Origin of the sequence: Desulfopila inferna (genome assembly GCF_016919005.1) — a bacterium.
Classification (GTDB): domain Bacteria; phylum Desulfobacterota; class Desulfobulbia; order Desulfobulbales; family Desulfocapsaceae; genus Desulfopila_A; species Desulfopila_A inferna.
In genome coordinates this window covers 410,358-425,829 of record NZ_JAFFQE010000001.1, presented here as the reverse complement: position 1 = coordinate 425,829, position 15,472 = coordinate 410,358, and the positions used below count along the sequence as shown (strand labels likewise).

Sequence of the window (15,472 nt, the reverse complement as noted above, 5' to 3'; positions counted from 1 at the left end):
TCTTACGAAAATTACCACAAGCGGTAATCCTCACATGTCGAGTTAAAGATCTGAAAGTATGAGCTTATTTTTACGACGCCCTCAATCTTCTATACTTAAAACCTTATCGACATCCAGAATGCCTATAAGCTTGGTATCTGTTTTGTAGACACCCGTAAAAAATTCCCCTTGAATTCCGTCCATATTCGCCGGAGGATACTCTTTTCTGGTAAGATCAGCCTGAACCACATCGCTGATTTGCCGAACAAGTAGTCCTACACTGCCTCCGGTAGAGTTGACAATGATATTTCTGGAATCCTGCGACAGATCGGTTTCGCCAAGACCGAGTTTATTTCCTAAATCCAGGATGGTGACGATCTGACCACGCAGGTTCAAAATTCCGAGCACATACTCAGGCGCCTGGGGGACTTTGGTCATCTGCATAAGTTTGTTTATTTCCTGTACCTTGAGGATATCCATGCCGCACAGGGCGTTGCCGACATAAAATGTTGCAAGTTCAACTATCTTTTTATCATTCATAATTTTTATCTCGTTCAAGAAGTTATAATCGGACAATCAAAACATCTGTAAATCCGGCTCGGCCTGATCAATGATATCGTTTTACGTAATCGTGCACGCATGCCATTAATCTTTCTTTATCCAGTTTGATATGATACTCGTCGATGCCTACTGCTTTACCTCGTGCAACATCTTCTTCGCCGGCCAGGGTTGTTAAGGCAATAACTGGAAAATGCGAATAACGTGGGTCAGTCTTGATTTTTTCGGTCAGCTGAAATCCATCCATATTGGGCATTTCAATATCAGTGACTATCATGGTTATGTCATCGGCATGCTCCTGCAGAAGTTCCCAGGCAATCTGTCCGTCTTCAGCCTCGATTACTGCAAATCCTGCCTCAGTCAAATAGCTTTTGACCTGATTTCTGAAAAAATTGGAATCTTCGGCGATGAGCAGAGTAGGGGGCAGCTGTTCAGGACCACCTGCGGCTTCGAATACCAGCTGGTTCTCAAACCATTCCGGAAAAACAGTCTGGACGATATCAAAAACATCGACCAGCATAGTTGTATGTTTGGCGATGATGGCGGAACCCATTATACCGGACTGCCGCAGGGTGACATCATCTATTTCCACAGCTATCTCTATGGCATCAATGGGACCGATGGCGAGCAGTCCCACGGTTCTTTTACGAATATTGAAGACTATCACCAGAAGATTATCATAGTCGGCCAGCGGTTGAACCATGGCAACATCGTCAATAGTAAGCAGGGAAAGGCTGCCGCCTCTATACTGCATAACCCTTTTGCCGCCGAGTTCCTCAATGTCCGAACGTTTGATTTTCTCAATTCTTTCAACTTGATTCAGCGGAACGGCAAACTGTTCCTGCTCCGAGCTTCTGAATATCAGCAGTGACTGTTTGTCCATCTTGGCGCGAATGGATTCTTCCTGGGCTATAGCTACTTCGCCGGCCCTGTCGGTGCCGTCAATTGAGGTCAGTTTGGCCATACGGGCAAGGTTGCCGACATCAAGTATGAGAGCAATGCGGCCATCGCCCATTATCGTCGCACCGGCATATCCTTTACATTGCTGCAGGTGCCTGCCCAGTGGTTTGATGACTATTTCTTCGGAGTCCTGCAGCTTATCGACAATCAAGCCATATTTCATGGCACCGGTGGAAACAACCACGATATTAAGGGCACTCGAAGCGGAATACCTTCTGTCTTTGCCGCTCCGGCCTTGCCGGGAATCATCATCTGTGGATTCTACTCTTTTTGAATCACCTTTGTCTCTGAAGGCTGGATGCTCCGGGCTCCTGCGGTCGGAAATCATTTTTCTCCTGTCCGGCTTGACTATGCCTTCTTCTTCATCAAAGAACGTTCTTTCGATACCGATGACATCGGCTAATCTGATAAGAGGAAGAAGATTACCGCGCAGCCTTACTACTTCGGCATTACCGACGCGCTCTATTCTTTCTTTGACCTGGCCGGCAGGAATGCGCAGCAGCTCTTCCAGATTCACCTGCGGAATGGCATATCTCTCGCCGCCGGTCATGATTATCTGGCAGGGGATTATCGCCAGAGTGAGCGGCAGTTTAATGGAAATCGTGGTGCCCCTGCCCACCTCGGAGATGATGTCCACATGCCCGCCGAGTTTATCCAGATTCGTCTTAACCACATCCATGCCGACTCCACGGCCGGATACGTCGGTAACTTTCTCGGCTGTTGAAAATCCAGGGAGAAAGATAAGGTTAACCTTCTCCTTGTCAGACATGACCTGAACCTGTTCCGGGGTGAGCAACCCTTTTTTGACGGCGCCTGCCGCCAAAACTTCACCATCGAGCCCTTTGCCGTCGTCACTGATTTCTATGACAACCTGTCCGGCTTCATGATAGGCCTTGAGGATAACCAGTCCATTTTCCGATTTTCCCCGCTTCTTCCTCTCGTCGGGCATTTCAATGCCATGATCTACCGAGTTACGGACAAGATGGGTGAGTGGATCGTTTATCGCCTCGATGATGGTTTTATCCAGCTCAACATCCTTGCCGACGATAGTGAGATCTATCTTTTTGTCGAGTTTGCCGGAGAGATCCCTGACCACACGGGGAAATTTGTTGAAGACATTACCTATAGGCTGCATTCGCGTCAGCATTATAGCTTCCTGCAGCTCCGAGGTTATCAGGTCTATTCTTTGACCGACCGTCTCGGCATTGCGATAATCCTCCGAGCCGATAGTCTGCAGGAGTTGGTTTCTGCTTAACACCAGTTCTCCGGCAAGGTTCATGAGTTGATCCAGAAGACTCACATGAACTCGCAGCGAGGTCTCCCCCTGGCTTTTGTTTTTGTGAAAGGACGATTCCTGAGCCAAACTCTCTGCATTCACCGAGGCAGTCTCTAATTGCGGAGAATTGTATAAAGCAGGTTCCCTGTTGTCGACTGTCTCATCATCCTGTTTTTCAGAGGCCTGAGCAGCGGTAATTTCATCTTCACTGCGAGAAGCTTCCATTTGCCGGGATGGTTGATCAGTAAGAACGGACTGGACCCCTGCGTTTTCCTGGAGGACAGTTTTCTTTTGCGGCAGCGGCTCTGTTTCCGTTGTCGATTGGTCGTCAACAGCGGATGCCGCAGCTCTTTTTTTCGGCGATGGCGAGGAATCAGGATTATAAGTGCCGGCGGCAATGGCATTGAGCGGTTCCAAATGGGTAAATATATCGACATCATTGGAATTTTGGATGTCTTCAATCATTCCCCGAAGCTGATCTGAACTCAGGAGGAGAATGTTAATTATTTGAGGAGTTGGAATGAGTTTTTTGCCACGGATCATTCCGAGCACGTTTTCCATGGCATGGGAGAGTTCCTGGATGCCGTTTAAACCCATGAAACCCGCACCGCCCTTGATGGAGTGTGCAGCTCGAAATACCTTGTTTACAAGATCTTCATCAATGTTGGCCCCTGCTTCTTCAATAGCCAGAAGATCATTTTCGATATCGGCCAGATGCTCTAAAGATTCTTCAATAAAACCCTGTAGTATTTCATCATCTTCAATCTGCATACTTGTACCTCGTTAATAGTGTTGAGTGTTAAGGGAGTTCTGTAGCTTTTTATACATGCAGATGTGTGAATGTACAGGATTGAGAATAATAATATCAGAGTGAAGGGAAATGCAGAGGCTATTTTAAGAGGGATGGTCCTGCCGAAGGTCCGGGGGGATCCTCAGCCTTTTCAGGATACCTAAACCGGTATTCCTTAATTAATGGCAAGGCACGACGGGATGACTCCGGCAGGAGTAAGAGGGGCTAGACGCTGATCGGCTGCGTTATTGCTATTTAATCTTGAGAACAGTGACGGTATAGGTAAGATGATGCCCGGCCAAAGGATGATTGTAGTCTACCACAACTTTTTTTTCCGTTACTTCCATAACCGTTGCCGGAACCTGATGCATCTCGCCATCTTTTTCAACTTTCAAGGACAGTATCATTCCGGGTTTAGGTGTAATTTTATCACCAAAAGTTTCCCGCCCCAGATCCTGTACCAATATTTTCTGTCTGGCGCCGTAACCTTCTTCCGGGGATAGCCGCACTGTCTTCGACTCGCCTTCCTTGAGTCCCACCAGCTCTTTTTCAAGAGTCGGCGGTAATTCCTGATTGCCCAGTTTGAGAGTGAGCGGCTCGTCTTCATTAATTTTTTTAAAGACATGACCGTTGTCAAGTTTGCCTTCATAGGTGATGGTGATTGTAGAGTCTTCTTTCACGACAGACATATGTTCCTCCACTGTATCGTTGTTCGGGTATCTGTTTTCGCCCAAAGTGATTTGTAAATTAGCAGGTATCATTTAATCTACTATAGACTTTAATAAAATAAAAAAAATGAACGGCAAGTCCGGCAATATTCTTTCGGGAAAGATATATAGCAGCAGAGGATAACATATTTACGGCAAGTCTTGACAAATTACAGGGACCTGCATAATGTAGTGCCTTCCGTTCGGAAAAATATCTCAGTGCTCCAGGAAAGTCGGCCTTTCCTGGTATCAATTTCATTTGCTTAGGATTACAGTTGCAATGGTAAATCTGGATTTTTCTAAAAATAAAGATAATCTTATTCCTGCTATAGCGCAGGATTATAAAACGGGTGAAATCCTCATGCTGGCCTATATCAATGAGGAAGCATTTCAGAAAAGCGTCAAGAGCGGTACGGCGCATTACTGGAGCAGATCGAGAAATAAGATCTGGATGAAAGGGGAAACATCCGGACACATCCAGAAAATTCACGAAATTCTTGTCGACTGCGATGGAGACACTGTCGTCTATAAGGTTGACCAGATTGGCGGCGCGGCCTGCCATAAGGGATACGGCTCCTGCTTTTACAGAGCGGTTGAGAACAATAGCCTGAAAGTAATTGCCGATTTGATTTTTGATCCCGACGAAGTATATACCAAATAGTTGCGGAAACTGTCGTAGGCAGGCGCTGAAAGCACAACAGCAGTTTTATTTTACTCTTACTGAAATACCGTTATCGGCCTTTAAAAGATAAACCGCAACTATTCAGCAAGAAGCTAACCCAGCTGAGCGGACCTTTACAGTACCCCTTTAAGGGTATAAGAACCTTGAGACAGATTATTTTCTTGCAAAAAAACAAGAAAACATTCTGTAAGGTACTAAAAAGCGGCAGTTTGCCCTGAACTACTGAATAGTTACGAAAAAACTATAATTGTCTGGAGCTTAACATGAAGCAGTTGAAACTTGGATTACCTAAGGGCAGCCTGGAAAAAGCGACCATTGCACTTTTTGAAAGCGCAGGGTGGCTGATAAAGCCTGCTGCCAGGAACTATTTCCCGGAGATCGATGATCCGGAACTGATATGTTCCATATGCAGACCTCAAGAGATGTCGAGGTATGTAGAGAGCGGCATGCTGGATGCAGGAATTACCGGAAAAGACTGGATCATGGAAAACCAGTCAGAGGCGGTGATAGTCAGCGATCTGGTGTACTCGAAGGTAAGTCGGAAACCGACACGGTGGATCATTGCAGTGGCTGGTAATTCCGACATCCAGTGTCTGGAGGATCTTGAAGGGAAAAAAATTGCCACTGAACTGGTCAATGTCACCACGCGCTTCTTCAAGGGAAAAAATATAAATGTCGACATCGAGTTTTCCTGGGGGGCGACTGAAGCAAAGGTCGTTTCGGGTCTTGCCGATGCGGTGGTCGAGGTGACCGAAACCGAAAGCACTATTCGGGCGCATGGTCTGCGTATTATCCATGAATTGATGGAGTCCAATACCCAGTTCATTGCCAATAAGGATGCCTGGAATGACCCATGGAAACGTGAGAAAATCGAGAACATGTCCATGCTTCTCCAGGGCTCACTGCGGGCTGATAGAATCGTGGGTCTGAAAATGAATGTACCTGAAGGCAAACTGCAGGGCATAGTCGATATTCTTCCCAGTCTCAATGCGCCTACTATTGCCAATCTTTACCAGACGGACTGGTTCTCCGTTGAAACTGTTATTTCAGAGGACGTGGTACGTGATCTGATACCAAAATTGAAGAAGAATGGAGCGGAAGGAATAATTGAATATTCCTTGAACAAGGTGATATAAACGGATGGGAAAGAACCAATGATCTATTACCATGAGACCGAGTTTCTCCTCAGTGCCCATTCATTAACACAGCTGCCTCCCCCGGATTTACCGGAATTTGCTTTTGCCGGAAGATCGAATGTAGGCAAGTCTTCTCTGCTGAATCGTCTTTTCGGCAGAAAAAGCTATGTCAAGGTCAGCTCAACCCCGGGCAAAACCCAGGGGTTGAATTTCTTCCTGATCGACGGCCAGGTATATATGGTGGATCTGCCGGGATATGGCTTTGCCAAAGTATCTAAATCTATGCAGAGCAGCTGGGGGAAATTAATCGCCCAATATCTTGAACAACGCAACAGTCTGCGTTGTGTGGTGGTCATCATCGATCTGCGTCATCCTCCCAAGAACCACGACAGACAACTTCTTGACTGGCTGAGGACAGAGGGCATAGCCTGCCTGGCCGTCTACACCAAAGCCGATAAATTATCCGGCAACCAGAGAAGCAGAAACGCAGCTTTGCTTGATGCGGGTCTGGGTATTTCCGCAACAGAGAGAATTCTCTTTTCAGCTAAATCAGGTCTTGGAACCGATGCACTCAAAGATGCCTTGGCTGCGTTTCTGACAGAGGATCCTGTTTCGTCGCCCGATGACTCCCCACACTCATAGCACAGATGCCGGATAAGGCTATTGATCATTGATCGGACTTGAGAACCGACAGGAAGGCCTTCTGGGGTATTTCGACGTTTCCTACGGTTTTCATCCGCTTCTTTCCTGCCTTCTGTTTTTCCAGCAACTTTCTCTTACGTGAAATGTCGCCGCCATAACATTTTGCGGTGACATCCTTTCGCAGCGCCGAAATAGTTGTTCTGGCAATGATTGTGCCTCCGATGGCGGCCTGTATTGCTATCTTGAACATCTGTCTGGGAATTTCCTCTTTCAGCTTTTCGCAGGCCAGCAGTCCGCGGGCTCGAGCCTTATCCCGGTGAACCAGCTGAGAAAGGGCGTCTACGCATTCGCCGTTCACCAGAATATCAAGCTTGACCAGATTACTCTTTCGGTAATCAAGCATTTCGTAATCAAAAGACCCATAGCCCTGAGTGACTGATTTGAGTTTGTCGTAAAAATCGTAGATTACTTCACCGAGCGGCAGTTCGCAGGTAAATTCAATTCTTCCCGGCATCGGGTAGTGATAATTGGTGTTCTCCCCCCGACGTTCCATACAAAGCGTCATGACTACGCCCATGTATTTTTCCGGAATAAGTATAGTTGCTTTGATAAACGGTTCTTCAACTCTGCTAATGACTGAGGGATCGGGGAAATGAGCCGGGTTGTCAACTTCAACTATTGAAGAATCATTAAGGTGAAAAAGATACTTCACCGAAGGAACTGTGAGGATCAGCGATATATCGAATTCCCTTTCCAGTCTCTCCTGGACCACCTCAAGATGAAGCAATCCCAGGAATCCGCAGCGGAAACCAAAACCCAGGGCGGCAGAAGAATCCTTCTGGAAGATCAAAGAGGCATCATTAAGCTGAAGCTTTTCAAGGGCAGTCGCCAAATTCTCATACTCATCTGTTGAAATCGGGTAAATAGATGAAAAGACAACCTGTTGAGCCTCTTTGAACCCAGGCAGAGCTCGGGGGCAGGGGTCGTTCTTCAGGGTGATGGTATCGCCTGGACGGGTATCCTGAACGGTTTTCACGCCGGCTATTATATAACCGACCTGACCGGCCTGCAGCTCCTTTTGCGGTTCTTTCCTGAGTTTAAACAGTCCGACTTCCTCGACCCGGTGAGAGATGTTGTTTGACATAAAGACAATGGTGTCGCCTGGCTTGACTTTACCGTTTATTATTCGGCAGGAAATTATGGTACCACGAAAGGCATCGTAAGTTGCATCGAAGATGAGCGCTTGCAGCTTATCGTCCGGATCACCCTCAGGTGGAGGAAGATGGTTAATGATTGCCTCGAAAATTTCCTTGACTCCCTGGCCGGTTTTAGCGGAACAGAGCTGGATAAGGTCTCGTTCAAGTCCTAAATCTTCTTCTATCTGATCGGCAATTTTTTCAGGCTCGGCAGACGGTAAATCAATTTTATTGATAACAGGTATGATATCAAGATCGTTTTCCATCGCCAGATACAGGTTTGCCAGGGTTTGTGCTTCAACACCTTGAGCGGCATCGATCAGCAACAATGCACCTTCACAGGAGGTCAGCGCCCGTGATACCTCGTAGCTGAAATCGACATGTCCTGGAGTATCAACCAGATTGAGGATATACTGTTTGCCGTTATCAGCTGTATAAGGCAGACAGATGGTCTGGCTTTTGATGGTAATCCCCCTTTCCCGCTCAATATCCATGCTGTCGAGAAGCTGATCCTTGAACTCCCGATCGGTAACGAGATCGCACATCTGGATCATCCTGTCGGCTAGAGTTGATTTACCATGGTCGATATGGGCAATTATGCTGAAGTTTCTGATGTTGTTCATTCGAGTATTGAGAATTAGGTGGCTGACTGGAAAGTTGATGGCGTCATAAAAAGCCTGATCTCCCGCGTGGCAGGAAATTTTACCGGAGGCAAACTTTTGATATTCCGAGAATAAAATTTCCCGGCACAACGTAGAGATTGGGTGAAAAGGCCATTTTTCAAGGTGACCTTAATAGTGCCTCTTGGAACATGAGTATGCACGATAATATTTTCTTATGAAAAAGAGAAGATAATTCCAAAGGTACAAAAGATGAAGAGAGAATCCTGATTATTAGCACAAATAGTGCAAGAAGAAAATAGAATTTTCTTCTTTGGCTTCATTATGGTAGGATTGAATAGCACTAACGTCCAATTTTATCTTTTACACCAATAATGCATAGATAAAATCGTTAAAAAGTCATTTATGGAGGGGAGTACGTTACCCGTAGAATATATATGCCAAAAACCAAAAAAGAAAAAAATTACACCCTTAACAGTGAAGGGGAAATGGAAAATCCGCTTGTGTCCATGTCCGACGACGAGAATCTTCCGGCGTTGAGCAATCCCGCACTCCACAGATATTTGCAGGAAATCAGCCAATATGAGTTACTTTCCCGGGAAGAGACGGATGAACTGGCAACGAGATTCAAGGAAACCGGGGATCAAAATGCCGCCTACAGATTGGTTTCTTCAAATCTCAGGTTGGTTGTTAAGGTTGCCATGGATTTCCAGAAATACTGGATGCAGAATTTTATGGATTTGATCCAGGAGGGCAATGTCGGCCTGGTCCAGGCCACCAAAAAATTTGACCCTTACAGAGGGGTCAAGTTTTCCTATTACGCCGCCTACTGGATCAGAGCGTATGTTCTGAAATTCATAATGGACAACTGGCGCCTTGTTAAGATAGGAACAACTCAGGCCCAACGCAAGCTTTTCTTTTCCCTGAATAAGGAAAAGAAGCTGCTCGAGGCGCAGGGGTTTGATCCTGAACCTAAACTGCTGGCTCAGCGTCTCAATGTCAAAGAAAGAGAAGTAGTCGAAATGAGCCAGAGAATGGATAGCTGGGATGTCTCGCTCGAATCTCCGGTGAGATCTGATTCCGATGATGAGCAAAAGAACTTCATCCCAAGTTCAGGTCCTAATATCGAGTCCACAGTTGCCGGCAAGGAAATGCAGCTACGTCTTGGTGAACTTCTGGAAATCTTAAAGGATAAACTAAACGAAAAGGAGAAGATGATTCTTGAGGAAAGGTTGCTGACCGATGAGCCGCTGACCTTGCAGAACATTGCTGATAAATTCGATATTTCACGCGAAAGAGTTCGTCAGATAGAAGTAAACCTGCTTAAGAAAATGAAAAAGTACCTTGAAGTTGAAATGCCTGATATCGTGGACTTCTTCGACGGAGACAGAATCGTCGTCAATAATGACCACAGAGAATAACGGTTTTTTGCAGGTTAGACCAAATTGATCGGTTATTCGTCTCGAGGCTTACACAAAAACTAGACGCTCTATCGCCAGTCACTTATATCCTCTTGAGGGAAGCTGAGAAGTAGTCCTTCTCAAAGGAGATATGTCATCAGGATACCGCCTGGGAAACACCCCAAGGCAGAAGATATATTGTGCAGAGTTTACCAGGTTTATGGTATAAGGGTTCAAAAGTGATGCAAACCCCGTAAACTCAGTATTCAAGACTCTTCTCAATGGTGCGTGTGAATTTTAAAGATAGCGGTATCTTCCTCAATTTTTTTTTCGCACTCAGTGTTGCCTGCGCTGTATTCCCCAGGGTTGCGGTTCCTGCCGTTGCACCGATCCATCAAGTTCAAATCGAAACGGAAGCTCAGAGTGCCCTCAGACCATCCTGGAAAAAAACCTGGGATAAAGCCCGTCAACTTGCTCGTGTTAATGAACTTGAAAGCTCGAAAGACGCCTATCGCAATTTATTAAAAGAAAAGCCGAACATAGTCGAAGCCAGATGGGAGTACTGCAAACTCCTTCTCCTCCTCGAACAATGGAATGAAGCCTCTCAAGCTCTTGAGGGATTGCTGGAGCTTGAACCCGACAATCTCGAATATCTTATCACAGCGGGAACTACAGCTCTAGAAAACAAACATTTCAGTAAAGCCGTGGAGTTTTTCGGTCAAGTATATGAAGCCGATCCCGGCGGTCCTCTCTCGACTGCGACAATTAAAGGACTCATCGAGGGGTTTAAGGGGTTAGGTAATAAGCAAAGTGCATTTTTGCTTCTGGAGCAATTGTATCAACGACAGGAAAACAATGCATCATTGCTTATAGATCTTGCCGGAATCAGCACGAAATTAGGATTGCTTGACAAAGCACGTTTTTATTATGACCGGCTTGTAGAGCACTTCCCTGATAATAGCGAATATATTTATAAGGCTGCACAGGTTTATGATTACCCCGGGTTATCGGCAAAGGCCGCACCATACTGGAGAAAATACATTGAGATTAAGCCGGGGTATCTGCCGTTCCATAAAAATTTAGCTGACTATCATCTTAAGGCTGAACAACCCGATCAGGCACTCCCTCATCTTATCAAGATCTATTCCCGAGACAGTAAAGCGAAGGATCTGGCTCTGCAAATAGCCGACATATACAGCAAAAAACTGCGCCGTCCCGATAAGGCTTTGCTTTATTATGAACACTATTCAAACAGCTTTCCCCAGGATCGTTCAGTTCGCCTGAACATCAGAGATATTCGCAGAGAACTGGCCCGGCAGTATCTTCCCATCGTAGAAAATGATGCCGGCCGGCAGTTGTGGAAAGACCTCGATCTGGTTACTTCGAAGAAGGAAGAGATATTCCTGGAGATGGCAGACCTGCTCCACGAGCAGGAGAAAACCGGGCAGCAGATTCGTGTCCTGGAAATACTTCATGAGCATGACGGAGATAACCTGGATCTCACCTACAGACTGGCTGGTTTATACCGCTTGAGTGGAGACCTCGACAGCGCTTATGCGCTGCTCTATGAGTTGCACAAAAGGTTGTATGGCAACAAAAAATACCTTCTTGTCAAAGCAGATGTTGAAATCCGGAGAGGACAGGAACAGCAAGGCCTCACAACTTTGATGGATTACCTGAAACATGATGGCAGTGATCTTGGAGCCATACGGGATGCCGTCAGTCTGGCCGGATCTCTTGGCTTGATACATTCAGTGACAACCATTTGGGATAATGTTCCGCAGAGTTACAAATATTCTCTCCAATATATTGACCTAAATCTCATCTATATAGAAGCTTTAAGAAAATGCGGCATGTACCAGTTTGCCGACAAGGTGTATTCCCAGCTTTTGAAGGTTGCTGACAACAATGAAGCTCTGGCAACAATATATTTTCATAGAGCCGATACTCTGCTGGCAAAGGACCTGGTTTTTGAGGCAGAGCAGATAGTGAGACAAATGCTGGCGCGCGATATGAGCGCCGACAGGGCTATTCAAAAGCTGATTGATCTCTCTTTGAGAGAAGGGCGGGTATCACAGGCGGAATTGTGGCTTAATTTTCTGGCAAAAAGATATGGCATAGACGATCTCGAGGATTATGAGGAAACTTTGCCGGAAGCTATTCATTTTTTGAAAATCCAATTGTTGAACAGTGAAGAAGAATATGGTGACGCAGAACGCCTGGTTTTAAGCCATCCCGGATATTCAACGTATAGTGCAGGAAAAGAGTTTCTCGGGCGCTCGGATCTGTATCTGGCCAGGATGTATTTTCATCGTGAAATGTACAAGAAATGTCTCGAGGCTGTCAGTCGGTTGAATCGTTTAGGATGGGCCGTAGAAGAGGCTTTCGTCCTTGGTGATATTATATCGCAGAGAGTTGCGGAAAATGAGAATTCTGCGTTAAATGGCGCTACTTCCTTTACCGCCCTGCTGGAAAGGTCGGAGATCTACCATGCATATGCCCTGGACAACGAGGCTCTAAAGAATGTGGAAAATGCGCTGCTGATTATTCCTGACTCGTTGTCTGCTAAAATCCTGAAGGTGAAAGTGCTTTCATCGCTGTCTCGTCATAGTGAAGCTCTGGAGATTGTCAACACCATAGCTGCCGGATATCCTGAGCAGGAATATTTTGCCAAACTCAAGCTCCAGCTTGAATTTAAGAGCGGCAATTTTGAGGAAGTCGTCGAAAAGGTGGAGATAAAGGAAGAGGTAGAGGAGAAGAGACTCGAGACTGCAGCTATACCAGAGGATCAAAGTAGTGAAAACATGTACTTCTGGAAAAAACTGCTGCTTGCCAGGTCATTATGGGCACAGAATAAGAGAGAGCAGGCGATCGAAGTATATGACTCACTTCTTGCCGTTCCGGTTGATACGATTTTCCTGGAGAAGATGGAAGTTGAAAAAATTAACTTTCATCTTCCACCTCTGAAAAAGCCATTCTGGAAGGTGATGTCCTTCTCGGATTCGGAGGAGCCGGAGAAACTTTCAACCGTCATGGAGCCAGGTTTTTTTGCTCAGAATATAGGAAAGCCCGTGGATGACATTGCTGCGAGTCTGTACGGCAAATATCGCTGGCAGCAGTTGATCCAAAAAGAGCTTTCCGCCAGACAGGCCGTGGAGCAGCGGCAATATCACCAGGCAGAAAAAGAATATCTGGAGTTGCTGGAGGAAGAGAAATCGCAGGAGAGCCTTTTTGATCTGGCCTATATCTATAACAAACTTGGACTCTATGGAAAAGCGGCGGAACTCTACGAGCAGATGAAAGAGAGAGGACCGCTGTATCCTGGGTTGGATGAGTACATCGAATCAAACATGCTCAAAAGGCAACCGCGAATTTCCACGACCTTTTATACCGACTCACGCAAGGGACGCGACGGATATATCAACCTGGAAAGGAACTCTTTCGGGGTTGAAGGATGGCTCATGCCTTCCTATGATCAGGAGATAAGCGCCAGCCTGTTCCATAACATCTATTCCGCCAGGAACAATACCTACAAACCAGAAAGTGACAGATTTATCGGGACTTACTCGACTTATTTTGAAAATACCGTCGATCTTAATATAAGTTTCGGTCTGGATATGCCGAGCGGTTCCGGAGCCAATGAAGTTTTATATAAATTTGAACTTATCAGGCGCTTGAATAAGTCATTGGAAATGTATGGAAGATTTGAACAGGATCTTGTTGAAGATTCGATTCGGTCCGTTACAGATTCCATCATATCCCGTGATCTTGAAACCGGGCTGAAGTATGATGTATTTCCGCGATGGTTTCTGGGAGCGGATTACCGCTACAGGATGTATTCGGATAATAATGAACAGAGTCGATACAAGTTGTGGTCGATGTACCATCTTTTTGGGGAAATGAATCAGTTTAAAATAAAATATAGTTACGAAAATATCAGGAATACCGATGAAAATGTCGGCCGTGACAATAATTTTGGAGCTGAATTCAGAATTGATGACCGTGTTTACTGGAGCCCTGAATACTATTGGCAACACCTTTTCACACTTCACTTTAAACATTATTTTGATGTTAACAGCCGACCTGAAGATCCATTAAGCTACTGTTCTTTCGATTATTCTTATGGATATGAGATGGATAACAGGCAGATTCATGAATTTGACTTGAATATTTTCCTTGAACTAAACAGGCATTATCTATTAAAAGGAAACTTCACAAGACAAAATGGCGACGAATACGAGGAAACCCGGGCAGCATTGTCCTTGATTTATCGCTGGTAGCATTAATATTTATCCTGCATAACCTGAAGCTATTAGGTATGCAGGTATTTTTTTTATAGGAGAGGTAATAATGATAGAGAGAATTCCCATGTCAAAGAAGGGCATCGCCAAGCTCAAATCCGAGCTGCAGCGTCTTGAGAGAGTCGAGAGGGCAGATGTTGTAAGAGCGATAGAAACGGCACGTGAACATGGTGATTTAAAAGAGAATGCCGAATATCATGCCGCCAAGGATAGACAAGGCCATATTGAAGGACGGATACTGGAGCTGCGGGATAAGATTTCCCGGGCTGAAGTTATCGACTGTTCACAAGTATCCTGCAACAAAGCCGTTTTTGGAACGGTGGTTAAGCTTCTGGATATGGACACTGATGAAGAGTTGACCTATCAACTCTTAGGACCTGAGGAGGCAAATGTGAAGTACGGTTCGATTTCCGTTATGTCCCCGCTCGGCCGAAGTATTCTCGGCAAAGAGGTCGGTGACGAAGTGATTACCAAAACACCCGGAGGCACCCGAGAGTTTGAAGTTATTGAGATCAATCGATCTGAATTCGCATAACAGGACCGATTCCACAGGCAGGCGTGGAAATGTGTTGCTCCACGTCACTGTCTTGCTGTTTTTCTACTATCGCTGATTGTTTGGTTCAAGAATTCCAGAGACGTACATTTTTATCATCTGACAACCGGCTTCTTCAATAGAATAGTTTGTCTCGAGGGAGGCGTTCCAAACTCTTGAGACTTCATCAAGAGAGCCGAAGATAGATCTCTTGGCGATATTAGGCAGTATGTCTTTACGGAATATTCCTTCTTTTTGACCCTGGATAATTATTTCAGCGATTATATCGATATATTCGTTGAATTTCGTATTACGATAATCTTTGATTAGCTTTGTGGTCTGGCGTAGCTCTATCTGCAGGACCTCAGCAAGATATTTATTTTTTTTCATCGTGGTCAGGTGCTTCATCACGAAGATTTCCAGCTTTTTCCCGGGGTCCTGTTCTTCTTCAAGAAGTTTTCGGGTCTGTTCGATAATTGATCCAATCACTTCTTCAAAAACAGAGAGAAGGATATCTATTTTATTGTTGAAATAAAGATAGATCGTCCCATCAGCCACCTTTGCCTCTTTGGCAATGTCGGATATTCTGGCATTGAAAAAACCTTTTTTGGCAAAGACCTTTGTCGCAGCCGTTATTATTTTTGCATGCTTGTTAACAGCCTTCATTAGCCGGAGGATGGGGTTGTATAATTA

At 45.4% G+C, this 15,472-nt stretch carries 11 protein-coding genes; 6 read left to right on the top strand and 5 right to left on the bottom strand.

Annotation, left to right across the window (positions count from 1 at the left end; genetic code table 11):
• Window positions 1-81: 81 nt before the first annotated feature.
• The 3 genes from JWG88_RS01755 to JWG88_RS01745 form a co-directional block, all read right to left on the bottom strand.
• Window positions 82-519, bottom strand: a complete 438-nt coding sequence (locus JWG88_RS01755) for a chemotaxis protein CheW (RefSeq protein WP_205231965.1) — start codon at window positions 517-519, stop codon at window positions 82-84.
• Window positions 520-586: 67 nt separating this feature from the next.
• Entirely contained in the window at window positions 587-3,544 is a 2,958-nt protein-coding gene (locus tag JWG88_RS01750) for a hybrid sensor histidine kinase/response regulator (RefSeq protein ID WP_205231964.1), read from the bottom strand.
• Between the two features lie 270 nt (window positions 3,545-3,814).
• Window positions 3,815-4,252, bottom strand: coding sequence for an FKBP-type peptidyl-prolyl cis-trans isomerase (locus tag JWG88_RS01745; RefSeq protein ID WP_205231963.1), 438 nt, complete (start codon window positions 4,250-4,252; stop codon window positions 3,815-3,817).
• Between the two features lie 298 nt (window positions 4,253-4,550).
• On the opposite strand from JWG88_RS01745, the gene hisI reads away from it, so the two are divergent.
• From hisI to yihA, 3 genes are all read left to right on the top strand, one after another.
• The gene (hisI, locus tag JWG88_RS01740; RefSeq protein WP_205231962.1) at window positions 4,551-4,931 is read left to right on the top strand and encodes a phosphoribosyl-AMP cyclohydrolase; all 381 of its coding nucleotides are present in this window, start codon (window positions 4,551-4,553) and stop codon (window positions 4,929-4,931) included.
• 284 nt (window positions 4,932-5,215) lie between these two features.
• Window positions 5,216-6,088, top strand: coding sequence for an ATP phosphoribosyltransferase (gene hisG, locus JWG88_RS01735; RefSeq protein WP_205231961.1), 873 nt, complete (start codon window positions 5,216-5,218; stop codon window positions 6,086-6,088).
• An 18-nt stretch (window positions 6,089-6,106) separates the two neighbouring features.
• Window positions 6,107-6,730, top strand: coding sequence for a ribosome biogenesis GTP-binding protein YihA/YsxC (gene yihA, locus JWG88_RS01730; protein WP_205231960.1), 624 nt, complete (start codon window positions 6,107-6,109; stop codon window positions 6,728-6,730).
• A gap of 25 nt (window positions 6,731-6,755) precedes the next feature.
• On the opposite strand, the gene lepA is transcribed toward yihA, so the two are convergent.
• A complete protein-coding gene (lepA, locus tag JWG88_RS01725) occupies window positions 6,756-8,549 on the bottom strand; it encodes a translation elongation factor 4 (protein WP_205231959.1) in 1,794 nt (597 codons plus the stop codon).
• 434 nt (window positions 8,550-8,983) lie between these two features.
• Here lepA and JWG88_RS01720 point away from each other — a divergent pair, with 434 nt between their 5' ends.
• The 3 genes from JWG88_RS01720 to greA all read left to right on the top strand — a co-directional run bounded on the left by JWG88_RS01720 (window position 8,984) and on the right by greA (window position 14,782).
• On the top strand, window positions 8,984-9,967 hold the full coding sequence (locus JWG88_RS01720; RefSeq protein WP_205231958.1) for a sigma-70 family RNA polymerase sigma factor: 984 nt from the start codon (window positions 8,984-8,986) through the stop codon (window positions 9,965-9,967).
• A gap of 269 nt (window positions 9,968-10,236) precedes the next feature.
• Window positions 10,237-14,226 carry a tetratricopeptide repeat protein gene (locus tag JWG88_RS21820; protein WP_205231957.1) on the top strand — a complete coding sequence of 1,330 codons (3,990 nt, stop codon included), beginning with the start codon at window positions 10,237-10,239 and terminating at the stop codon, window positions 14,224-14,226.
• Window positions 14,227-14,296: 70 nt separating this feature from the next.
• Complete coding sequence (greA, locus tag JWG88_RS01710) at window positions 14,297-14,782, top strand: transcription elongation factor GreA (protein WP_205231956.1); 486 nt, start codon at window positions 14,297-14,299, stop codon at window positions 14,780-14,782.
• A 66-nt stretch (window positions 14,783-14,848) separates the two neighbouring features.
• Here the strand turns inward: greA and JWG88_RS01705 are convergent, their stop codons facing one another.
• Window positions 14,849-15,445, bottom strand: a complete 597-nt coding sequence (locus JWG88_RS01705; RefSeq protein WP_205231955.1) for a TetR/AcrR family transcriptional regulator — start codon at window positions 15,443-15,445, stop codon at window positions 14,849-14,851.
• Window positions 15,446-15,472 lie beyond the last annotated feature (27 nt).